Here is a 21,764-nt window from a genome sequence, read left to right as displayed (position 1 = left end):
ATGAACAAATATCAAAATCCTTTAGAATCTAGATATTGTAGCGACGAAATGCTATATATCTTTTCTCCTGACAAGAAATTTTCAACATGGAGACAACTTTGGATTGCTTTAGCTGAGATTGAAAAAGAACTTGGCTTAGATATTACTGATGAACAAATTCAGGAACTAAAAGATAACGCAACAAATATAGATTACGAAGTTGCAGCAGCATACGAGAAAAAATTTCGTCATGATGTTATGGCTCACGTACATGCTTATGGTGATGTTGCTCCAAGTGCAAAAGCGATTATCCACTTAGGAGCTACTTCTGCATTTGTTGGTGATAACACAGATTTAATTCAGATTCGTGACGGATTTCAACATATCAAAGGACAATTAATTAATGTAATTGATGGTTTAGGAAAGTTTGCTCGCGAATACAAAGATTTACCAACATTAGGTTTCACTCATTTTCAGCCAGCACAGTTAACAACTGTTGGTAAACGTGCAACTTTATGGTTACAATCTGTTTTATTAGATTTAGAAGAATTAGAATTTAGAATAGAAACTTTACGTTTTCGTGGTGTTAAAGGAACAACTGGTACAGCTGCTTCTTTTAAAGAATTATTCGACGGAGATTATTCTAAAGTAAAAGCATTAGATAAAAAATTATCAGAACGTTTTGGTTTCAAAAATGTATTTGCAGTTTCTGGACAAACTTATGATCGTAAGGTTGATGCACAAGCATTAGAATTATTATCAAACATTGCACAATCTGCACATAAGTTTACAAACGATTTACGTTTACTTCAAAATTTAAAAGAGATTGAAGAGCCTTTCGAGAAAAACCAAATTGGTTCTTCTGCAATGGCATACAAACGTAATCCTATGCGTTCGGAGCGTATATCGTCTTTAGCTAAATATGTAATGTCTTTGGCTTCTTCTCCTGCTATGGTTGCTGCAACACAATGGTTTGAAAGAACGTTAGATGATTCTGCGAATAAGCGTCTAGCTATTCCGCAAGCATTCTTAGCAATAGATGCTATTTTAATTATCTGGAATAACATTTTAGATGGATTAGTTGTTTATCCTAAAATCATCGAAAAACATATCGCAGAGGAATTACCATTTATGGCAACTGAATATATTATTATGGAAGGTGTTAAAAATGGTGGAGACCGTCAAGAGTTACACGAAATTATCAGAACACATTCTATGGAAGCTGCTAGACAAGTTAAAATGGAAGGAAAAGCAAATGATTTAATTGAAAGAATTATTGCAGACGATAATGTAAAAATTGACAAAGAAAAGTTAGTTGAATTATTAGATCCTAAAAACTTTACTGGTTTTGCATCTGAGCAAACAGAAGAATTTTTAAAAGATTTAGTAGATCCAATTATCGAAGAAAACAAAGCTCTTTTAGGTGCTCATACAGATTTAAAAGTATAAGTTTTAAACTTTTTAAAATATTGAAAATGCTTCCAATAAATTGGAAGCATTTTTTGTTTTATATACCATTGTTTTATCACATTAAGCTTGTCGAAATTTTCAGAATCACATTTTACTCCGATGAAAAGTTAAAAATGTATTGAAATGATAGACAAATTTTTATTTAGTATTCTTTTTATTTTTAAAATATTTGTACGTAATTTTGTACATAAATAAATTATTATGCTAATAGCAAGTGTTTCAGATTTCAGAAAAGATATAAAATCTTATTTAGATAAAGTTTCAAAAAATTTTGAAACCTTAATTATCAACCGTGGAAAAGATTCTGGTATTGTTATAATGTCACTTGAAGAGTATAACTCTCTAATGGCAACAAACTATGAATTATCTTCTCGTATTAACGAATTAAGACTTGATTCAGCCATTGAAAAATTAAAGAGTAATGAATCTTTTGAAAAAGAGTTAATCGAAGAATAAATGAAATACATATTTGTAGATGAACCTTGGGAAGATTATTTGTTTTGGCAAAAAACAGACAAGAAAAAAGTAAAACGAATCAATGATCTCTTAAAAGATATATCTAGAACCCCTTTCACAGGAATAGGTAAACCAGAACCTCTAAAACATAAATATTCAGGTTTTTGGTCTCGAAGAATAGATGATGAACATCGTTTAATATACAAATATGAAGAAGGGCAAATACTTATTGCTAAATGCCGTTTTCATTATGATTAAAAATCTATGCTAACTAGCATAGCCTCATAATTATTTAGGACTTTAAAATGCGACAGCGATTGTAATGGAAATCCTTTTTACGATGCGTGCTAGCGAAGTAAAAAGATTGGAATAAAAAGCGCGGTTGTCGCCCAAAAAGAATTCACATTAAACCATATTTAAATATTATGATTTATTAATTAAAAATTGTTTCTATTTTAGACAAGCAATTTTCAATAATCATAAAATGAAAAAAAATAAAACATATTCTATTCTTTTTAGTCTATTTGTAATGAGTTTATCAATAAACTCTACCGTTGCTTTTGCTCAAACTACTGTTCAAAAATCAACTACTACTAAAGAAATAACGAAAAGTAAATTAACCGAAATTCTTGAGAAAAATAGAACTGCTTACACGAAAGGAAAAGTTGCCGATTATATTCCAGAATTAGGGAAAATGGATGCAAAAGCAATTGCTTTTTCTGTAGTAACAGAAAAAGGAAAAGTGATTAGCGTTGGTGACACGAATAAAAAATTTACGATACAAAGTATTTCAAAACTTATTGCATTGATGGTTGCGGTTAATGAAAAGGGAGAAAAAAATGTATTCGACAAAATGGGTTATTACGGAACAGATAAACCGTTTAATCATTTTGCTAATTTAGAATCAGGGAAACCTCTTAATCCGTTAATGAATGCTGGAGCTATCTTAACTACATCTTTAATAGAAGGTGAAGGTGAAGTTGGATTTCAGAAAATATTGAAAATGATTCGATACATTACAAAGAATGATTTAATTGACTATAGTAAATCTGTTTACGAGTCTGAAAAAGAAACTGGTCATCGTAATCGTGGAATGTTTTACATCATGAAAAATAGTGGTTTAATTGAAGCAAATGATGAAGAAAAATTGAACAATTATTTTAAACAATGTTCTATAGAAGTTACTGCAGAGGATTTAGCTAAAATAGGTTATTTCTTTGCGCATCAATGTACTCGTTTTGATGGTGACACAACCTACAAAAATTCTGAAATATCTACGTTAGTACAATCGCAAATGTTAATTGCTGGAATGTATGAATATAGTGGCGAATATGCCCGTAGAGTTGGTTTACCAAGTAAATCTGGTGTTGGTGGAGGAATTACTGTTGCAGTGCCTAATAAGATGGGAATTGGCGTATTTAACCCATCATTAGATACACACGGAAATTCTGTAGCTGGCTATCAAATGATTTTAGATTTAGTAAATGAATATCATTTAAATTTATTTGAATAAGAAAATATAAAAGCTCAAAATCAAGATTGATTTTGAGCTTTTATATTTAAGCATTTTCATCTAAGATTTCGACAAGCTCAATCTGACAGATTTACTATAAAGTACGAGACTTATACTGCATAATCCTAATTAATTATTTAGTTTTGTCATAGAAATCAATGTAATAAAAACGTAAACACTTATAACTGAACAACAGAAACATAAGTGTCTTAATTCTTACTTTCCTAATCTACTTGCATTACAAAAATTGCAGGACGTTTATGAAAATCATATTTTTCTGTACTCCATTCTTTTGCAGTTAATGTTCTTATATCCTCATCCTCTAATGTGATATGGCAAGCAACACAAATCTTAGTATCTGATTTAAGAATATTTGTTAAATCTTCCACCATTTGATTATTTCGATAGGGTGTTTCCATAAAAATTTGAGCTATCCCTGTTTTAGAACTTTCATTTTCTAAATAGCTTAATCTTTTTTTACGCTCAGTTTTATCTATTGGTAAATAACCATGAAATGCAAAATTTTGACCATTCATTCCAGAAGCCATTAACGCCAACATAATAGATGATGGTCCTACCAATGGAACAACCTGAATTCTTTTACTTTGTGCAATATTCACTAATTGTGCCCCAGGATCTGCTACAGCAGGTAAACCAGCCTCAGAAATAATACCAAGGGAAATTCCTTTGTCTAATAATTTCATTAATTCGAATATCTCTTCTGGTTCTGTATCTTTATTTAAGATATAAATATCTAATTCAGACTGAACTTTTTCTGGACATACTTGCTTAATAAACTTTCGAGCAGATTTCTCATTTTCAACAACAAAAGTTGTCAAAGATTTTATGACATCTAAATTATATAAAGGCAATACTCTACTGTGTTCACTTTCACCTAAAAGTGAAGGAATTAAATATACTTTAGCGGTATTCATGGGAATTTTATTAAAGATTGTATTTTTCGACGATTGCATCTGTTGCATCATCTAGTAATTGATAAACATGCTCAAACGCTTCCTCTCCATCGTAGTAAGGATCTGGAACATTATCTGCATTATTCGTAGCATCTTCTAAGATTAATTTCACCTTATTTTTTTCTTCTTCTGTTCTTGCTAATTGCTTAATATCAAGCAAGTTTTGTTTATCCATTGCAAAAATCAAGTCAAATTCTTCGAAAAAAATTGGATTAAAATGCATCGCACGTTGGTCAGAAATATCAACACCGTATTTTTTTGCTACAGCAATTGATCTTCTGTCTGGTTGTTCGCCAACATGCCAATCTCCTGTTCCAGCAGAATCTATCAAATGTTGTTCACCAACTTTTGATTGTAAAATTCCTTCTGCTAATGGAGAACGACAAATGTTTCCTAAACAAACCATTAATATTTTCATCAGAAAAATAATTTAAATTAATCAGCTATTTTACGAGAAATATCTTCTATATAACCTCGGAAAGCCTTATCTGTTTCTTGTAAGTTTTTAACGGTTTTACACGCATGTAAAACTGTTGCATGATCTCGTTTACCAATTTGTGTTCCAATACTTGCCAAAGAAGCCTTTGTGTATTGCTTTGCAAAGAACATAGCCAATTGACGAGCTTGAACAACATCTCTTTTACGAGTCTTAGATTGAATATCTTCTATTTTTACTTTAAAGTATTCACAAACAGTTTTCTGAATATAATCTATAGAAATTTCTTTACGTGCTGTTTGAACTAATTTAGATAAAGTACGAGCCGTAAGATCTAATGTTATTTCTCTTTTATTTAAAGTTGCTTGTGCAATTATAGAGTTTAAAGACCCTTCTAATTCACGCACATTTGTATCTATGTTTTGAGCAATATAATCCATTACTTCGTCAGGAAATTCAATTCCATCATTTTCTAATTTTTGTTTTAAAATAGAAAGTCGAGTATTGTAATCTGGATTTTGCAAGTCTGCTGATAATCCCCATTTAAAACGAGAGATTAAACGATCTTCCATGTCTTGGATTTCCGCAGGAGACTTATCAGAAGTCAAAATAATTTGATTTCCTCTTTGGTGTAAATGATTAAATATATGGAAGAATACTTCTTGTGTTTTTGTTTTTCCAGATAAAAACTGAATATCATCCATAATTAATACATCTATCATTTGATAGAAATGTATAAAATCATTTTGGTTATTATTTTTTACAGCTTCTATAAACTGTTGTGTAAATTTCTCTGTAGAAACATACAAAACTGTTTTTTCTGGATGCAATTCTTTTACTTCTAAACCAATTGCATGTACTAAATGCGTTTTTCCTAATCCTACCCCTCCGTAAATAAACAGTGGGTTAAAAGAAGTTCCTCCAGGGCGTTTTGCAATAGCTCTACCTGCTGCACGAGCCAATCTGTTAGATTCTCCTTCTATAAAATTATTAAATGTATAATTGTGGTTTAATTGCGAATCAATTTTAAGTTTCTGTAATCCTGGGATAATAAAAGGATTCATCATCTTACCTGCTTGCAAGTTTAGCGGAGCTTCAATTTCTTGAGGCTTTAACTTTTCTTTATTAGAACTAGGGATACGTACAGTAAATGGTTCTCTTCCTTCAGATTTCTGATCCATTAAAATACTGTAAACTAATTTTGCATCAGCTCCTAATTCTTTTTGTAAGGCACTTTTTAAAATTTTAATATAATGCTCTTCTAACCACTCATAAAAAAATTTACTTGGTACTTGTATTGTTAATACATTATTAATTAGTTTACCAGGACGAATAGGTAAAAACCAAGTATTGTATGCGTCTTCTGCAATGTTGTCTTTTATAAAAGACAGACATTTATCCCACACAGAATTTGCAGTTATAGTAGTTATATTATCCAAAAGTGCTAAAATTTAAAGTATAAGTTATTGATTAACAAGCAAGACTTTTTCAGGAGCCTCGTTTACAAAATTGTGAACAAATTTTTAATAAAAAAAATGAAAAGGGTATTGATATTTTAAAAAATACTTTGTATATCGAAAAAAAAGTGACAATTTTTTATATCGCAAAAAGTTGATACAAATGTAATATTTTTAATTAAAATATTTAGTGTAAAACGAATAATTACTACTTTTGTTATATGATGGATATTACACAAGAAAAAATAGATTTAGCACAGCAAAAAATAGAAAATCATTTAAAAGATTTAGGAATTAAAAATAATTTCTCTCTTTTAGAAATTCTGAAAAATGAAAAAGATACTAGTTGGACATTTTGTTATGAAATTGCTAATCCATCTTTCAAGACAATTATTCAAATAGCATACGACTTTGTAAAAGAAGAACAGAAAGATTCTTCTCAAACATCTTTTAGTTGGATGGATTACAAAAAAATTACTGAATAGACTTTTTTATTTTTTTACAGAAAATGAAAAAGTCTTTTTTTTGTTTTCTACTTTTGAACAGAATTTAGAGGCATTGATAAAATGATAGAAAAAACTGAACAAAAAGAATCACTTAATACATTTCGAACAAAAACTAGAATTTTATATAAGCATACCGATCAAATGAAAGTTGTTTATTATGGTAATTATCCTGAATTCTATGAAATTGGTCGTGTAGAATTAATGCGAGAAAGAGGTTTTCCTTATGCTGAATTAGAAGCTATGGGAATTATGATGCCTATTATAGAAATGCATACTAAGTATTTAGGAAGCGCTTTATATGATGAATTAATAGAAATTGAAGCGACAGTAAAAGAACGCGACAAAGGTGTAAAGATTCGTTTTGATTATAACATTTACAATGAAGCTGGTAAAATAATTAACCAAGGTTATACTGTTTTATGTTGTGTGGATGCAGAAACGCGTAGACCAGTTAGAATACCCGAACGTATTTGGGAAAGCTTAGGTTTATAAATACTTTTCTTAATAATTTACTGAAACTAGAATTAAAGAATTATTTCTAGTTAACTTTGCACCTTAACAAAACAGTTTAAAATGTCGACACTTCAAGAAAAAATCAATGATACTATTGTAGATGTAATCGATTTTCCTAAAGAAGGAATTGTTTATAAAGATATCACACCTTTATTTTTAGATGCTACTCTTTCTGGTGAAATTGTAGATGAGTTTGTGAAACAAGCAAAAGGAAAAGTAGATGTTGTCTGCGGAATAGAAAGTCGTGGATTTTTATATGGAATACAAATTGCCCAAAAATTAAACGTTCCTTTCGTTTTAATTCGTAAAGCAGGTAAATTACCTCCTCCTACTATTAATGAATCTTATGATTTAGAATATGGACAGGCAACGATAGAGATTAATCCTAATTATATAAAAGAAGGAGATAGAGTACTTATCCATGATGATGTTTTAGCTACTGGCGGAACAGCAGAAGCTTGTGCTAAATTAATCAACAAATGTGGTGGTAAAATTTCTCAGTTTTCTTTTATAGTTGATCTTACATTTTTAAATGGTAAAGACAAGCTAACACCATTTACAGAAGAAATAATATCCCTAACAGAATATTAATAAAAAAATCCACTTTTCAGTGGATTTTTTTTATTCTTTCTTAGGCTCTATAATTATTTCTGGCGCCCTATCACTTCTAATATCTAATAATGCTTTAATGTTAGCCAAAACCTCTCTAAAACTTTGTTTACCTTCTGTTTTATATGGTCCGCTATCTGCATTGTACCCTACACAATCCAAACCAAACACTTTTCCCAAGAATAACGCTCGCTTTAAATGATAGGATTGTGAGATTAATATTACTTTTTTAAATTTATAAATATTCTTTGTTCTGTAAATAGTACTGTAGGTATCTAATCCTGCACCGTCTAAATAAGTGTCTTCTATTTTAACTCCTCTGTCTAATAAGTATTTCTCCATGACATCAATTTCATTAAAATTTTCATGAATTTTTTCTCCAGAAAGTAAAATAACATCAATTTGATCTTCTTTATATAACCTAATTGCAGCATCTAAACGATCTTTAAGAAATCGTGTTGGATTTCTGTCCGATTGTACTTTTGCTCCAAAAACAACCGCAATTCTATAATCTTGCGGAATATTCCCTTGATAATTATAAATGAAATAGGATGTATATATTTGTATGATAAGTGCTACTAACAATGTAAAAGCTATAACTAACCCTACAAGTAGAAGACTCTTTCTAATAATAAATTTTCTTATTTTGACGAACTTACCCAAAATCTATTTTTTCTATCAGCAAAAATCTGCAAGTTTAATGAGACTAAAAAAAAAATGATGTAAAAGTTATTTTAATTTTTCATCGTAATTTTAGAAAATGAATAATCTAGATTTAAGAACAGTTACTGTGGAACGATATTTACAGCCTTTACGAGAAGGAGGTTCTTTACCAGCATTGGCAGATGCGGATGATGGTTTTAAATATGTTTTAAAGTTTAAAGGAGCAGGACATGGTCCGAGAATGTTAATTTCTGAACTATTAGGTGGAGAAATCGCACGTGTGTTAGGATTTAAAGTTCCAGAATTAGTTTTTGCTTTATTAGATGAATATTTTGGTCAGTCGGAAGCTGATGAAGAAATCCAAGACTTATTAAAGTTTAGTGAAGGAACTAACTTGGCTTTACATTATCTTTCTGGATCTATTAATTATGATCCTGCTGTAATGAAAGTTGATGATAAGTTATCTTCTCAAATCGTATGGCTAGATGCTTTCCTAACAAATGTAGATCGTACTTTTCGTAATACAAATATGCTAATGTGGCACAAAGAATTATGGTTAATAGATCATGGTGCATCTTTCTACTTTCACCACACATGGGATAATTGGGAAAAGTCTGCATTAACACCTTTTCAGCCAATAAAAGATCATGTGCTATTAAAAAATGCTACAAAATTAAATGAGGTTGATACTGAGTTTAAAGCAATTTTAAACGATGATATTATTGATAGTATTGTAGATCTTATTCCAGACGAATGGTTAGAAACAGAAGCTTATAACTCGACAGAAGATGAGATGAGAAATGTTTACAAGACATTTATTAAAACTAGATTACAACATACAGAACTTTTTATAAACGAAGCAAACAATGCAAGAAAAAATCTTATATGAGTATGCAATTCTTCGTTTAGTTCCTAAAGTTGAACGTGAAGAATTTATCAATATTGGCGTAATTCTCTTCTCAAAGAAAGAAAATTATTTAAAAGTAAAATATTTTATAAATGACTATAGAATTAATGCATTCTGTCATGAATTAGATTTAAATTTTATTGATAGTAATTTAAATGCATTGTCAAAAATTGCAGAAGGAATTTACACTGAATCTGCCATTTCTAATTTTGATGTTGCCGAACGTTTTAGATGGTTAACAGCTACTCGTAGTTCATCTATCCAAAGTTCTCGACCACATCCAGGAATGACAAAAAATCTTGATAAAACACTAGAAAAATTATTTAAAGAACATGTTTTATAAAACTTAAGTGTTTAAAATTGAGTAAATTAATTTTAAATTAATAACTTCGTTGTATTAAAGTTTAAAATTATTTATTGCCATGAACACATTAAGAAACAGTGTACGATTAATAGGGAATGTAGGAAACGACCCTGAAATTAGAACATTTGAAGACGACAAAAAGTTTGCTAAATTTAGTCTAGCTACAAATGAGAGTTATACAAATAACAAAAGTGAAAAAATTAAACAAACTACATGGCACAACATTGTTGCATACGGTTCTATTGTTGATGTTATTGAAAACCATGTAGAAAAAGGAAAACAACTCGCTGTTGAGGGTAAGTTAACTTATCGAGAGTATCAAGATAAGGATGGAGTTACTCAAAATATTACTGAAATTGTAATAGACCAAATTATACTTTTGTAGCGTTTCAAATTTAAAAGGGGGATAAATATAATTTATCCCCCTTTTATTATCTTTTAAAATATTATTATCCTAACATTCTTATTGCAGTTTTTAAACCTTCAATAAAAATATCAACCTCTTCTTTTGTATTATAAACAGCAAACGAAGCACGAACAGTTCCAGGTATATTAAAATGTTGCATAATTGGTTGTGCACAATGATGTCCTGTACGAACTGCAATTCCTTTTTTATCTAAAATCATTCCTACGTCTGAAGAATGTACTCCATCTAATTTTAAATTAAAAGAAACGGCTCCAGAGTGCTCTGCATCTTTCGCATATATTTCTACTTCTTCAAACTCAGATAAACGTTGAATCGTATAATCTACCAACTCTTTTTCATAATTATGGATAGTTTCTATACCGATAGAATTAATAAAATCCACCGCAGCTCCTAAACCTATAATACCTGCGATATCTGGTGTTCCAGCTTCAAATTTAAATGGTAAACAAGCATAAGTAGAAACTTCCATAGAAACATCTTTTATCATCTCTCCTCCTCCATGAAAAGGTGGTAAAGAATTCAAGATATCTTCTTTTCCATATAAAACTCCAATACCAGTTGGTCCGTACATTTTATGTCCAGAAAAAACTAAGAAATCACAATCCATTGCTTGTACATCTACTTTTGTATGTGGCGCAGATTGTGCAGCATCAATTAAAACCCAAGCTCCTTTTTGATGTGCTTTTTCAATAATTGTTTCTATTGGGTTTACAACTCCCAATGCATTCGAAACTTGATTAACACAAACTAGCTTTGTTTTATCTGTCAATAAATTATCCAATTGATCAATATCCAATACACCTTCTTTAGTTAATGGAATATATTTCAACTTTGCTCCAGTTCTTTGACATAAAATTTGCCAAGGAACAATGTTTGAATGATGTTCTATTTCTGTAATAATAATTTCATCCTCAGCAGTCAAAACTTCTCTTAGAACATTAGAAATTAAATTAATTCCTTCTGTTGTTCCTCTCGTAAAAATAACTTCGTAATCATTTTTTGCATTGATAAACTGTTGAACCTTACGACGTGCTTCCTCCATTTTATCTGTTGCTTCTTGACTTAATGTGTGAATTCCACGATGTACATTTGCATTGTACTTTTCGTAATACTCATCCAATACATCTAAAACAAATTTTGGTTTTTGAGAGGTAGCTCCATTGTCTAAATAAACTAATGGCTTACCATTAACTTCTCTTGTTAAAACGGGAAATTGACTTCTTATTTCTTGAATATTTATTGACATTTTGCTGTATTTTGTATCAAATAATGTTAGTTCTATTTTAGAAGTACATTATTAAAATTTTATATTTAATAATTTTGTTTTACTAGCTCTGTCATGTTGAGCTTGTCGAAACATTATATAGAAAATTTATTATTCTTCGACAGGCTCAGAATGACATTTAGTATTCATCAAAACTGAGTTTAATAAAAAAGTAAGCATTCAAAAAATTAAATACTTACTTTATATTTTAAAATAAGTTCAATTTAAAAACTTATTACGATTACTCTAAATGAGATCTTATAATTCGAAATCTAAACTAACACCTAATTTTTTAGCAATTAAGGCATTTACTCTATTAGAAATCTGTGGAATTTCTACATGTCTTAAAGCATCAGATGCGAAAGCATATAATAACATTGCTCTTGCTTCTTTTTTAGGAATACCTCTTTGTTGCATGTAAAATAAAGAATCTTCTCCTAATTGTCCTACAGTACATCCATGAGAACATTTTACATCATCAGCAAAAATTTCTAATTGCGGTTTTGTATAAATTGAAGCTCCATCTGATAATAACACATTATTATTTTGTTGGAATGCATTTAATTTTTGTGCTTCTTTATGTACATAGATTTTTCCGTTGAAAACTCCTTGTGCTTTTTCATCATAAATTCCTTTATATAACTCATGAGATTCACAATTCGGGAAGTTATGCTCAACAAATGTATGATGATCTACATGTTGTTTTCCATCAATCACAGTAATACCGTCCATAACAGAATTACAATTTTCTCCATTTTGGTAGAAGTTTAAATTGTTACGAACAATTTTTCCTCCAAACGCAAATGTAAATACATTCGCACGAGAATCTCTTTCTTGATTAATGTAAGTATTATCGATTAATGAAGTTTCGTCTGTATCATTTTGGAATTTATACCAATGTAATTCAGCATTTCTTCCAACATTAACTTCTGTTACAACATTTGTTAAATTTGCTTTAGCATCTAATGTTTGATGTCTTTCGATAATTTGTGCTTGCGCATTATCTCCAATTACAACTAAATTTCTTGGCTGGTACATTGCTTCTTGTGAAGCTCCAGTAGAGAAATACATAATTTGAATTGGCTTAGATAAAATAACATTATTAGGTACATAAATATAAGCACCATCTTTAGCAAAAGCTGTATTTAATGCCACTAAACTTTCATCTTTTTTTGCAATTTTACCGTAATAGTTTTCAATTACACCTTGATGATTTGTTTTGTGAATTGCACTAGAAAGTACGCAAATATCAGCTTCATCATGCGTTGTATTCGATAAAAAAGCTGAGTATTTACCATTAATGAAAACAATAGTATATGTATCGATTTCATTAATTAAATACTTCTTAATGTCTTTGTATTCTACTGCTACTTCATCTTCTGGGAATAGTTTATAATCCACCTTTAATAAAGGAGCAAGATTTGTATATTTCCATTCCTCATCTTTACGTGTTGGAAAACCTTTTTGATTAAAGATTTCGATGGCTTCTTGTCGCATACCTTCGATTCCTTTATTCACTTTATTTTTTTCGTTAAACACCAAATGACGAGAAACTAAATTTTCTTTTAAATCAATCATCTTTTTTTAGATTTTAGACTTTAGATTTTAGATTATAGATTTTGATTCTTAGATTTCGACTTTTAGATTATAGATATATTTCTAGTTTTCTAATCTTCTTTCTCTAACTTCTCATTTCTAATCTCTAATATCTAAATTATTAGATTCCTGCTTCTTCTTTAACCCAGTCGTAACCTTTCGCTTCTAATTCTAAAGCTAATTCTTTACCTCCAGATTTAATGATTTTTCCGTCCGCTAAGACGTGTACAAAATCAGGAACGATATAATCTAATAAACGTTGGTAGTGCGTAATAACTAACACACCATTGTTTTCATTTTTAAATTCGTTTACACCATCAGCAACAATACGTAATGCATCGATATCTAACCCCGAATCTGTTTCATCTAAAATTGCTAATGTTGGATTTAACATTAACATTTGAAAAATCTCATTACGTTTTTTCTCACCACCAGAGAAACCTTCGTTTAAAGAACGAGATAAGAAATCTTTTTTAATTCCTAATAAATCTGCTTTCTCACGAATTAATTTTAACATTTCAGAAGCTCCCATTTCTTCTAAACCTTGTGCTTTACGTGTCTCATTAATTGATGTTTTAATGAAATTAGTAACAGAAACACCTGGAATTTCTATTGGGTATTGAAAAGACATAAAAATCCCTTGTTGAGCTCTTTCTTCTGGAGCCATCTCTAGGATAGATTCATTTTTAAATTCGATATCACCATCTGTTACTTCGTATTCTTCTTTACCTGTAATAACATTAGATAAAGTAGATTTTCCAGCTCCATTAGGTCCCATAATCGCATGAACTTCACCTGGATTAATTTGAAGGTTTAAACCTTTTAAAATTTCGCGCTCTTCTATACGAGCGTGTAAGTCTTTTATATTTAATAACATAATCTAATTTGTAAATTAGTTAATGTGATAATTTGATAATCACTTTGTTTTTGATGTACTTATAATCTTGTTTACTATTTTAGAAATATTAACCAACTTATCGGTTAACATTTCTGAATTTGGATAATTTTCAGATAATTGACATAATTCTAACCAATAATTGGTTTCATCAATTTCTTTTGCTGCAATTTTAAACTTATGAATAAAATCATTCAAACTTTCAGCATTCTGAGCTTCTCTTATATTAGCACCAATAGAAGTTCCTGATTTTAATAATTGATTAGAAATAACAAATTTTCTATTCAATTCAAGTTCTTCACAGTATGCTATAATCAAAAGTGAAAATTCTAAAGTTAATGTCAAAATAATATTCTCTTTCTTCATCATTAACTCATTAAAAAATTATCACATCAACTCATTAAATTCTTATCCTACAGAACCTTCTAATGAGATTTCTAATAATTTTTTAGCCTCTACAGCAAATTCCATTGGTAATTTATCTAATACCTCGCGGCTAAATCCATTTACAATTAAAGCAATTGCTTTTTCTGTATCTATACCACGTTGGTTACAATAGAACAATTGATCTTCACCAATTTTAGAAGTTGTTGCTTCGTGCTCTAACTGTGCTGATTTATTATCTATTTCGATATAAGGAAAAGTATGAGCTCCACATTCGTTACCCATTAATAATGAATCACACTGAGAGAAATTTCTTGCACCCTCTGCTCCTTTCATTACTTTTACTAATCCACGATAAGAATTTTGAGATTTACCAGCAGAAATACCTTTCGAAATAATTGTCGATTTTGTATTCTTACCAATATGAATCATTTTAGTTCCTGTATCTGCTTGCTGATAATTATTTGTTACTGCAATAGAATAAAATTCTCCTACAGCATTATCTCCTTTTAAGATACAAGATGGGTATTTCCATGTAACAGCAGAACCTGTCTCAACTTGTGTCCAAGAAACTTTTGCGTTCTTTTCACAAACTGCACGTTTAGTTACAAAGTTAAATACACCTCCTAAACCTTCTTCATTACCTGGATACCAGTTTTGTACTGTAGAATATTTAATCTCAGCATCGTCCATAATAATTAACTCAACAACCGCAGCATGTAATTGATTTTCATCACGCATTGGTGCAGTACAACCCTCTAAATAAGAAACGTAAGAACCTTCATCCGCAACTAATAAAGTACGCTCGAACTGTCCTGTTCCTGCAGAGTTAATACGGAAGTATGTTGATAATTCCATTGGACAACGAACACCTTTTGGTATATAACAGAATGATCCGTCCGAGAAAACCGCAGAGTTTAAAGCTGCATAAAAGTTATCTGTCGGAGGAACAACACGTCCGATATATTTTTTCACCAATTCAGGATGTTCTTTAATCGCTTCAGAGATTGACATGAAAATAATTCCTTTCTCCATTAATGTCTCTCTAAATGTAGTTTTAACAGAAACAGAATCTATCACGGCATCAATTGCCACTCCAGATAAACGTTTTTGCTCATCTAAAGAAATTCCTAACTTCTCAAAAGTCTTTAATAATTCCGGATCAACTTCGTCTAAACTAGCTAATTCCTTTTTTATTTTTGGAGCTGCGTAATAACGAATAGCCTGAAAATCTGGTTTTTCATAAGTTACATTTGCCCATTCTGGTTCTTCCATCTTTTGCCAAGCACGGAAAGCCTCTAAACGCCATTCGGTCATCCATTCTGGCTCCTCTTTTTTGGCTGAAATAGCACGTACGATATCTTCATTCAATCCAACTGGGAAATCTTCATATTCCATCTCAGTCGACCAACCAAATTCATATTGCTTTTGGCTCGCAAGATCTTCACGTAAATCGTCTTCTGTATATTTTGTGTTACTCATCTTATTATTTATAAAATGTATAGGTAAAATCAAATTGCATTGGTTGTTGTTTATCTGATTTATTACCTAAAAATTTAAACTTCTTTAACCTTTGATTTTGATCTAACTCAACTTCAAATTGAGGTTGATTGTTTTTCAAAATTTGGTACTTATTAGATGAAACCAATTTAATTTCTGACCAAGAGCCTTCTATCAAATTAATTTTCTCTGTTTTTGGATCAACATCTGGTGTAAATTCCTTTACTTTAAATGGCACCTTAAATGCTGAATTGCTATAACAAATCTTGTTAATATCCTGTCCTAATGATTTTGTAATTCTACAATCGTGCATTAATCTATCTTCGAAACCTATTTTTTGTTCTAAATACGTTTTCTTCATCATAACATCTCCTTCTAACCAAATTACATCAAAAAGCTGATTAGCATTTTTTATGTACATTTTATCTTGGTTATAAAAAAACTGATTTACTTTTTTTTCAGCTCCCTTTTTCTCGATTGTTTCTGATGAGATTACACCATCTCTATAGACATAAATTACTTTAGTTGGTTTTGCAACCTCCTCTGTTAATTCTAAATTAACTAGATTGTTCATTTCATCATAGTCTGCTTTATAAGCGACTTTCTTAGTTGATGAATTCGTAATTGTAAGTGTTTTAATTTTTGATTCGTTTGGATGAAGCGCTTTAATAAAAGGTTTCACTCCAAACAAACCAAAAAACATATTTTCTGAATAGGCTTTATTCAATTTTGTAGATGATTCTGATGGTTGGTAAACCATTAAATCTTTTTCTACTATTGTTTGCTGAGCATATGTAAATGCACAACTAAGAAATATAAAAAATAAAGCGATTCTTTTCATGAAATTATATTGCAAAACTTTCTCCACAACCACATGTGCGAGTGGCATTTGGATTATTAAAAACGAAACCTTTTCCGTTTAATCCTCCTGAATATTCTAATGTCATTCCAACTAAGTATAAAAATGATTTTTTATCAACTAATATTCTTACACCATTATCTTCAAACATTTTATCTTCCGATTTTTCTTCTTTATCAAATACTAAATTATATGATAAACCTGAACAACCTCCACTTGTCACTCCTACTCTAACAAAAGATTCTTCTATTGATGAACCTTCTTCTTGCATTAGTGAATTTATTTTTGATTTTGCTGATTCTGATACTTTAATCATAACGATATCTATTTAATGTTACAAAGTTACTTATTTAAAGTGAGATTAAATAAACTACAATATAAATATTAACAATAGCTTGACTAATTCTATCTATAAGGTTATTTTAAACCTAATTTAGTACGTGTTCTTTTTAAAACTTTCTGTGCAACAACTCTTGCTTTTAATGCTCCGTTTTCTAAGAACGCATCTAAAGTTTCTTTGTCATTCATTAATTCATCAAAACGAATACGAGCATCTGCATATTTTTCCATTATTAGTTCAAATAATGCTTGTTTAGCATGACCGTAACCATAACCACCGTTTAAATAATTTTGGCGCATTTCCTCTACTTTTTCTGGAGTTGCTAATAATTTATATAAAGCAAAAACATTATCAGTATCTGGATTTTTAGGCTCTTCTAACGGAGTTGAGTCAGTTTCGATAGACATTACTTGTTTACGTAACTGTTTTTCTGGTAAGAAAATATTAATAAAATTATTTCTTGATTTTGACATTTTGTTTCCATCTGTACCAGGAATCAACATAATATCTTCGTCGATTGCTGCTTGTGGTAAAACAAATGTTTCTCCCATTTGGTGATTAAATCTTTCTGCAACATTTCTTGTAATTTCTAAATGTTGTAATTGATCTTTTCCTACAGGAACAACCTCAGCATCGTATAACAAGATATCTGCTGCCATTAAAATTGGATACGTAAATAATCCTGCATTAACATCTGCTAAATAATCTTGTTTATCTTTAAAAGAATGTGCTAAAGTTAAACGTTGAAATGGGAAGAAATTTAATAAATACCATGTTAATTCTGTTGTTTCTGTAACATCTGACTGACGATAAAAAACAACTTTTGATGGATCTAAACCTAATGCCAGCCAAGTTGCTGCAACTTCGTACGTATTTTGTTTTAAAACTTCTGCTTCTTTAATCTGAGTTAAAGCGTGTAAGTCTGCAATAAAGATAAACGAATCATTTCCTTCTTTTTGAGTTAATTCGATTGCTGGCGATATTGCTCCTAAAATATTTCCTAAGTGCGGAGTTCCAGTCGCTTGAACTCCTGTAAGTATTCTTGGCATTTTATTTAAAAATTTGAACGACAAATATAAACCATAAAGATGATATGGGCTAAAGTATCTTTACTTTTTTCCTTTGCATAGAGAACTATTAAAGCAGTTTATAAAAATTTTGTATAAAATTTAGAAAATATAATTACACAATTCAAATATGTAATTATATTTGAAAACTCTATTAAAACTATAGAGTTAATATATTTAAATACCAACCCGAGTAAAATTTACTCTTTATTTAGAAAAATTACATTCAATATGAAAAAAGCTATTTTCAAGATTAGTTTATTACTTAGTGTTACAGTCACAAACATCAAATTTATTCACGCACAAGAAACAACACCCAAGCCTATTATTAATGATTCTATTATCGGAACTGTAATTGATACCAATACAAAAGAGCCTTTAGTAGGTGTAAAAATTCAATTAGAAGGTGTTACACATCAAACAAAAACAGATACGAATGGTGAATTTAAATTTATAACGGGTCAAAAACTACCAATTAATATTATTGTTTCTCATCAAGATTATGAAAAAAGAACAATAACAGTACAATCAAATGAAACTATTATTGAATTATCTCCTCCATTTGAAAATCTAAACCAAGTCCTTGTAACATCTCGTCGTCGTAAAGAAAAAATACAAGAAGTTCCCATTCCTATTTCTACAATAAAAGGCGCTGCTTTAGAAGAAGCGGGAGCATTTAATGTTAATCGACTAAAAGAAATTGTTCCAACAGTACAATTGTATTCTTCTAACGCTAGAAATACTACTTTAAATATCAGAGGATTAGGCTCTACTTATGGGTTAACAAACGATGGAATAGATCCTGGAGTTGGGTTTTATTTAGATGGTGTGTACATCGCTAGACCGGCAGCTACATGGTTAGATTTTATAGATATTGAACAAATTGAAGTTTTAAGAGGACCGCAAGGAACTCTTTTCGGGAAAAATACTACTGCAGGAGCATTTAATATCACTTCTCGTTTACCTAAATTTTCTCCAGAAGCTAATGTAGAAGTTAGTTATGGAAATTTAGGATTTATTCAAGCAAAAACATCTGTTACTGGTCCATTAGCAAAAAATTTAGCAGGTAGAATTTCTTTTTCTGGAACACAAAGAGATGGAAATCTTTATAATGTTTATACAAATAGAAAAATAAATGACATTAATAATTTAGGTTTTAGAGGTCAATTGTTATTTACTCCTACAAAAGATATAAAACTTGTTTTATCGGGAGATTATTCTGCTCAAAAACCAGATGGTTACGGATGGGCAGTTGCTGGAGTTGTAAAAACACAACGAGCAGACTACAGACAATTTGATGCTATTATAAAAGATTTGGGATATGAAATTCCCTATAAGAATGCTTTTGAACGTAAAATTGATCTTGATACACAATCAAAGGCAGATAATAAACTTGGTGGAATTGCTTTAAATGCGGATATAAAAATTGGAAATGGAACGTTAACTTCTACATCTGCATGGCGTCATTGGAAATGGGATCCTTTAAATGATAGAGATTATTTAGGTATTCCTGTTTACACGGTATCTTCGGGTAATTCAGTACACGATCAATGGTCTCAAGAGTTTAGATATTCTGGAAAAATAAATGAGAAAATAACTGGTGTAGTAGGTGTATATGGTTTATGGCAAGATTTACGAACTGATCCTGTACATATAGAAGAAGCTGGTTCTGCATTATGGCGATTTCAACAAAATAGCGATAGTCCTTTATGGCAAACTCCTAGATTATTTGATGGTTTTGGAATTAAAACAAAATACGGTATTAAAAGTACCAGCTTAGCTGTTTACACACAAATTGATTGGAATCCTTTATCTAAACTTCACATACTTCCTGGTATACGTTATAATTATGACAAAAAAACTGCAAATTATGATCGTCAAACGTATGGTGGTTTAGAGACGAATGATCCTGCATTAATAGCTCTAAAAAACGGAGTATACACCAATCAAACATTTAATGTGAATGCGGATGCAGACAATTGGTCTGGTCAACTTTCTGTTCAATATAAATTTACATCAAATTGGAATGCGTATGCAACCTATTCTATCAGTTATAAACCAATTGGAGTTAATGTTGGTGGATTACCAACAAGTAATGGACAAGTTATGTTAGACTTGGCACAAGTAAAACCTGAAACAGTTAATCATTTCGAAGCAGGTTTTAAATCAAATCCTACACGAAATAGTTTATTAAATGTTACATTTTATCAATCGAATATTAATGATTATCAAACACAAGTTCAAACTCCCGAACCTGGTGTAAATAGAGGTTATCTTGCTAATGCGGAAAAAGTTCGAGTTCGAGGAATTGAATTAGATGGAAATATTTCACTTTATAAATTTTTAAAGATAAATGGAGCAATAGCCTACACAGATGCAAAATATGTAAAATTTACTAACGCGCCAGTCCCATTAGAAGAAGTTGGAGGTTCACAAGCATTTAAAGATGTATCTGGTGGTGTATTACCTGGTGTTTCTAAGTGGTCTTGGTCTTTAGGAACAGAAGCAACAAAACGCGGAAAGTTAATTGGTCTTAATGGATCATATTTTATTGGAGCAGATGTATTTCATCGTTCAGATTTTTCATCAAGTTCATCTCCTTCAAAATACTTAAACATTGATGGATATACTTTATTAAATGCTCGATTAGGATTTAGAGGATCTAATGGTATTTCTATTTTTATTTGGAGTAGAAATTTAACAAACAAAGATTATTACGAACAGTTATTAGCTGCTCCTGGAAGCTATGGACAATATGCAGGAGTAATTGCTGACCCTAGAACTTACGGCATTACTTTTAGATATAATTTTAAGCAATAAGAGATGATGTAACTTGTTGTGCATTTTGATAATTTAAATTTAAAATGCACAACAATTATATTTATCTCATTCAGAAAACACTAGCAACTTGTTTAAACGGCCAAGCGATTGTCCTTCCTACTTTTCTAAAAAATACTTTTCTTTTATAATGCTTAACTATTGCGACCTCCCCAATTAAAGGAAAAGCTTCATCAGACATATTATAATTACTTTTTATTACAATCAATTCACTTGCAACAGAATTAATAACTGTAAATGATTGTTTATTCTCTTTAACAATGCCAAACTCTAATTCATAATTTGATTCATTCTTAGGAATTTTCAATTCAAATTCCCCATTTTCATCTGTATAAACGGTAAATTCGCTTCCTTTTAAATTTACAAATACATCTGCTTCAGGAAAATCATTTACATCATTAATAACTCCTTTTAATACGATAGAATCATTTTCTTTTATTCCTTGAGCATTTGTAATCGATGAAAAACTTAAAAATCCTAATAAAGAAGATAGTTGAAACCACTTTTTTGTTTGATGAGAAATAGATTGAGAGTTTTCAAAAGAATTAAATTGATTTAAATTTCTTCTTTCAATTTTTACGCATGCAGATGAATTAGATTTCATAAAGGTTTTTAACTCTTTAAAAGAATAATTATCCAAATCATGTACAGATTTCGCACACAATTCGCAAAATTTTTCTTGGTTACTAATTAATCCCATTTCCTCCCAGTTTTGCTGGCATTTCTCATCTATTTTCAGTTGCATAA

Annotated in this window: 24 protein-coding genes; 11 read left to right on the top strand and 13 right to left on the bottom strand. The window is 30.2% G+C overall.

Annotated elements, in window-relative coordinates; translation table 11 throughout:
- The 4 genes from purB to glsA all read left to right on the top strand — a co-directional run bounded on the left by purB (position 1) and on the right by glsA (position 3,418).
- On the top strand, positions 1-1,428 hold the full coding sequence (purB, locus tag BUA86_RS04025; RefSeq protein WP_072930085.1) for an adenylosuccinate lyase: 1,428 nt from the start codon (positions 1-3) through the stop codon (positions 1,426-1,428).
- Positions 1,429-1,650: 222 nt separating this feature from the next.
- Positions 1,651-1,905 (top strand): type II toxin-antitoxin system Phd/YefM family antitoxin, encoded by a 255-nt coding sequence (locus BUA86_RS04020; protein ID WP_072930083.1) that lies wholly within the window; start codon positions 1,651-1,653, stop codon positions 1,903-1,905.
- The gene (locus BUA86_RS04015) at positions 1,906-2,163 is read left to right on the top strand and encodes a Txe/YoeB family addiction module toxin (protein ID WP_072930081.1); all 258 of its coding nucleotides are present in this window, start codon (positions 1,906-1,908) and stop codon (positions 2,161-2,163) included.
- Between the two features lie 226 nt (positions 2,164-2,389).
- The gene (gene glsA / locus BUA86_RS04010) at positions 2,390-3,418 is read left to right on the top strand and encodes a glutaminase A (RefSeq protein WP_072930079.1); all 1,029 of its coding nucleotides are present in this window, start codon (positions 2,390-2,392) and stop codon (positions 3,416-3,418) included.
- A gap of 224 nt (positions 3,419-3,642) precedes the next feature.
- Here the strand turns inward: glsA and BUA86_RS04005 are convergent, their stop codons facing one another.
- The 3 genes from BUA86_RS04005 to dnaA are packed head-to-tail and all read right to left on the bottom strand — an operon-like array spanning position 3,643 to position 6,267.
- The gene (locus BUA86_RS04005) at positions 3,643-4,353 is read right to left on the bottom strand and encodes an SAM-dependent methyltransferase (protein ID WP_072930361.1); all 711 of its coding nucleotides are present in this window, start codon (positions 4,351-4,353) and stop codon (positions 3,643-3,645) included.
- A gap of 10 nt (positions 4,354-4,363) precedes the next feature.
- Positions 4,364-4,810 (bottom strand): low molecular weight protein-tyrosine-phosphatase, encoded by a 447-nt coding sequence (locus tag BUA86_RS04000; protein WP_178300395.1) that lies wholly within the window; start codon positions 4,808-4,810, stop codon positions 4,364-4,366.
- Positions 4,811-4,827: 17 nt separating this feature from the next.
- Complete coding sequence (gene dnaA, locus BUA86_RS03995; protein WP_229731865.1) at positions 4,828-6,267, bottom strand: chromosomal replication initiator protein DnaA; 1,440 nt, start codon at positions 6,265-6,267, stop codon at positions 4,828-4,830.
- Between the two features lie 239 nt (positions 6,268-6,506).
- Here dnaA and BUA86_RS03990 point away from each other — a divergent pair, with 239 nt between their 5' ends.
- The 3 genes from BUA86_RS03990 to BUA86_RS03980 all read left to right on the top strand — a co-directional run bounded on the left by BUA86_RS03990 (position 6,507) and on the right by BUA86_RS03980 (position 7,895).
- Positions 6,507-6,770, top strand: coding sequence for a hypothetical protein (locus BUA86_RS03990; RefSeq protein ID WP_072930076.1), 264 nt, complete (start codon positions 6,507-6,509; stop codon positions 6,768-6,770).
- An 81-nt stretch (positions 6,771-6,851) separates the two neighbouring features.
- A complete protein-coding gene (locus BUA86_RS03985) occupies positions 6,852-7,283 on the top strand; it encodes an acyl-CoA thioesterase (RefSeq protein ID WP_072930074.1) in 432 nt (143 codons plus the stop codon).
- A gap of 81 nt (positions 7,284-7,364) precedes the next feature.
- Positions 7,365-7,895 carry an adenine phosphoribosyltransferase gene (locus BUA86_RS03980; RefSeq protein WP_072930072.1) on the top strand — a complete coding sequence of 177 codons (531 nt, stop codon included), beginning with the start codon at positions 7,365-7,367 and terminating at the stop codon, positions 7,893-7,895.
- A 30-nt stretch (positions 7,896-7,925) separates the two neighbouring features.
- Here the strand turns inward: BUA86_RS03980 and BUA86_RS03975 are convergent, their stop codons facing one another.
- Entirely contained in the window at positions 7,926-8,498 is a 573-nt protein-coding gene (locus BUA86_RS03975) for a SanA/YdcF family protein (RefSeq protein ID WP_072930070.1), read from the bottom strand.
- 175 nt (positions 8,499-8,673) lie between these two features.
- Here BUA86_RS03975 and BUA86_RS03970 point away from each other — a divergent pair, with 175 nt between their 5' ends.
- The 3 genes from BUA86_RS03970 to BUA86_RS03960 all read left to right on the top strand — a co-directional run bounded on the left by BUA86_RS03970 (position 8,674) and on the right by BUA86_RS03960 (position 10,232).
- Positions 8,674-9,465: a HipA family kinase gene (locus BUA86_RS03970; RefSeq protein WP_072930068.1), complete on the top strand. Its 792-nt coding sequence runs from the start codon at positions 8,674-8,676 to the stop codon at positions 9,463-9,465.
- A complete protein-coding gene (locus tag BUA86_RS03965; RefSeq protein ID WP_072930067.1) occupies positions 9,443-9,826 on the top strand; it encodes a DUF3037 domain-containing protein in 384 nt (127 codons plus the stop codon). The genes BUA86_RS03970 and BUA86_RS03965 overlap by 23 nt, the downstream gene beginning before the upstream one ends.
- A 79-nt stretch (positions 9,827-9,905) precedes the next feature.
- A complete protein-coding gene (locus BUA86_RS03960) occupies positions 9,906-10,232 on the top strand; it encodes a single-stranded DNA-binding protein (protein WP_072930065.1) in 327 nt (108 codons plus the stop codon).
- Positions 10,233-10,296: 64 nt separating this feature from the next.
- On the opposite strand, the gene BUA86_RS03955 is transcribed toward BUA86_RS03960, so the two are convergent.
- The 8 genes from BUA86_RS03955 to trpS form a co-directional block, all read right to left on the bottom strand.
- On the bottom strand, positions 10,297-11,520 hold the full coding sequence (locus BUA86_RS03955; protein ID WP_072930063.1) for an aminotransferase class V-fold PLP-dependent enzyme: 1,224 nt from the start codon (positions 11,518-11,520) through the stop codon (positions 10,297-10,299).
- A 276-nt stretch (positions 11,521-11,796) separates the two neighbouring features.
- Complete coding sequence (gene sufD, locus BUA86_RS03950) at positions 11,797-13,116, bottom strand: Fe-S cluster assembly protein SufD (protein WP_178300393.1); 1,320 nt, start codon at positions 13,114-13,116, stop codon at positions 11,797-11,799.
- 139 nt (positions 13,117-13,255) lie between these two features.
- Positions 13,256-14,011, bottom strand: a complete 756-nt coding sequence (gene sufC, locus BUA86_RS03945; protein ID WP_072930061.1) for a Fe-S cluster assembly ATPase SufC — start codon at positions 14,009-14,011, stop codon at positions 13,256-13,258.
- Between the two features lie 39 nt (positions 14,012-14,050).
- Positions 14,051-14,395, bottom strand: a complete 345-nt coding sequence (locus tag BUA86_RS03940; protein WP_072930355.1) for a four helix bundle protein — start codon at positions 14,393-14,395, stop codon at positions 14,051-14,053.
- 42 nt (positions 14,396-14,437) lie between these two features.
- Entirely contained in the window at positions 14,438-15,895 is a 1,458-nt protein-coding gene (gene sufB / locus BUA86_RS03935; protein WP_072930353.1) for a Fe-S cluster assembly protein SufB, read from the bottom strand.
- Between the two features lie 4 nt (positions 15,896-15,899).
- Positions 15,900-16,754, bottom strand: a complete 855-nt coding sequence (locus BUA86_RS03930; RefSeq protein ID WP_072930059.1) for a hypothetical protein — start codon at positions 16,752-16,754, stop codon at positions 15,900-15,902.
- A gap of 4 nt (positions 16,755-16,758) precedes the next feature.
- Positions 16,759-17,088 (bottom strand): HesB/IscA family protein, encoded by a 330-nt coding sequence (locus BUA86_RS03925; protein WP_072930057.1) that lies wholly within the window; start codon positions 17,086-17,088, stop codon positions 16,759-16,761.
- A 101-nt stretch (positions 17,089-17,189) separates the two neighbouring features.
- Complete coding sequence (gene trpS / locus BUA86_RS03920; RefSeq protein ID WP_072930055.1) at positions 17,190-18,161, bottom strand: tryptophan--tRNA ligase; 972 nt, start codon at positions 18,159-18,161, stop codon at positions 17,190-17,192.
- A 249-nt stretch (positions 18,162-18,410) separates the two neighbouring features.
- Here trpS and BUA86_RS03915 point away from each other — a divergent pair, with 249 nt between their 5' ends.
- On the top strand, positions 18,411-20,999 hold the full coding sequence (locus tag BUA86_RS03915) for a TonB-dependent receptor (RefSeq protein WP_072930053.1): 2,589 nt from the start codon (positions 18,411-18,413) through the stop codon (positions 20,997-20,999).
- 70 nt (positions 21,000-21,069) lie between these two features.
- On the opposite strand, the gene BUA86_RS03910 is transcribed toward BUA86_RS03915, so the two are convergent.
- Positions 21,070-21,762: a hypothetical protein gene (locus tag BUA86_RS03910; protein ID WP_072930051.1), complete on the bottom strand. Its 693-nt coding sequence runs from the start codon at positions 21,760-21,762 to the stop codon at positions 21,070-21,072.
- Between the last annotated feature and the right edge of the window lie 2 nt (positions 21,763-21,764).

Origin of the sequence: Chishuiella changwenlii (assembly GCF_900142565.1) — a bacterium.
Taxonomy (GTDB): Bacteria; Bacteroidota; Bacteroidia; order Flavobacteriales; family Weeksellaceae; genus Empedobacter; species Empedobacter changwenlii.
The sequence above is the reverse complement of the archived record's forward strand: the minus strand, read 5'-3'. Positions and strand labels throughout refer to the sequence as shown.

Excerpts from the sequence above, each read along its gene's own strand:
- purB (WP_072930085.1), top strand. The coding sequence starts at position 1 with ATGAACAAATATCAAAATCCTTTAGAATCTAGATATTGTAGCGACGAA.
- BUA86_RS04020 (WP_072930083.1), top strand. The coding sequence starts at position 1,651 with ATGCTAATAGCAAGTGTTTCAGATTTCAGAAAAGATATAAAATCTTAT.
- BUA86_RS04015 (WP_072930081.1), top strand. The coding sequence starts at position 1,906 with ATGAAATACATATTTGTAGATGAACCTTGGGAAGATTATTTGTTTTGG.
- glsA (WP_072930079.1), top strand. The coding sequence starts at position 2,390 with ATGAAAAAAAATAAAACATATTCTATTCTTTTTAGTCTATTTGTAATG.
- BUA86_RS04005 (WP_072930361.1), bottom strand. The coding sequence starts at position 4,353 with ATGAATACCGCTAAAGTATATTTAATTCCTTCACTTTTAGGTGAAAGT.
- BUA86_RS04000 (WP_178300395.1), bottom strand. The coding sequence starts at position 4,810 with ATGAAAATATTAATGGTTTGTTTAGGAAACATTTGTCGTTCTCCATTA.
- BUA86_RS03990 (WP_072930076.1), top strand. The coding sequence starts at position 6,507 with ATGATGGATATTACACAAGAAAAAATAGATTTAGCACAGCAAAAAATA.
- BUA86_RS03985 (WP_072930074.1), top strand. The coding sequence starts at position 6,852 with ATGATAGAAAAAACTGAACAAAAAGAATCACTTAATACATTTCGAACA.
- BUA86_RS03980 (WP_072930072.1), top strand. The coding sequence starts at position 7,365 with ATGTCGACACTTCAAGAAAAAATCAATGATACTATTGTAGATGTAATC.
- BUA86_RS03970 (WP_072930068.1), top strand. The coding sequence starts at position 8,674 with ATGAATAATCTAGATTTAAGAACAGTTACTGTGGAACGATATTTACAG.
- BUA86_RS03965 (WP_072930067.1), top strand. The coding sequence starts at position 9,443 with ATGCAAGAAAAAATCTTATATGAGTATGCAATTCTTCGTTTAGTTCCT.
- BUA86_RS03960 (WP_072930065.1), top strand. The coding sequence starts at position 9,906 with ATGAACACATTAAGAAACAGTGTACGATTAATAGGGAATGTAGGAAAC.
- BUA86_RS03955 (WP_072930063.1), bottom strand. The coding sequence starts at position 11,520 with ATGTCAATAAATATTCAAGAAATAAGAAGTCAATTTCCCGTTTTAACA.
- sufD (WP_178300393.1), bottom strand. The coding sequence starts at position 13,116 with ATGATTGATTTAAAAGAAAATTTAGTTTCTCGTCATTTGGTGTTTAAC.
- sufC (WP_072930061.1), bottom strand. The coding sequence starts at position 14,011 with ATGTTATTAAATATAAAAGACTTACACGCTCGTATAGAAGAGCGCGAA.
- BUA86_RS03940 (WP_072930355.1), bottom strand. The coding sequence starts at position 14,395 with ATGAAGAAAGAGAATATTATTTTGACATTAACTTTAGAATTTTCACTT.
- sufB (WP_072930353.1), bottom strand. The coding sequence starts at position 15,895 with ATGAGTAACACAAAATATACAGAAGACGATTTACGTGAAGATCTTGCG.
- BUA86_RS03930 (WP_072930059.1), bottom strand. The coding sequence starts at position 16,754 with ATGAAAAGAATCGCTTTATTTTTTATATTTCTTAGTTGTGCATTTACA.
- BUA86_RS03925 (WP_072930057.1), bottom strand. The coding sequence starts at position 17,088 with ATGATTAAAGTATCAGAATCAGCAAAATCAAAAATAAATTCACTAATG.
- trpS (WP_072930055.1), bottom strand. The coding sequence starts at position 18,161 with ATGCCAAGAATACTTACAGGAGTTCAAGCGACTGGAACTCCGCACTTA.
- BUA86_RS03915 (WP_072930053.1), top strand. The coding sequence starts at position 18,411 with ATGAAAAAAGCTATTTTCAAGATTAGTTTATTACTTAGTGTTACAGTC.
- BUA86_RS03910 (WP_072930051.1), bottom strand. The coding sequence starts at position 21,762 with ATGCAACTGAAAATAGATGAGAAATGCCAGCAAAACTGGGAGGAAATG.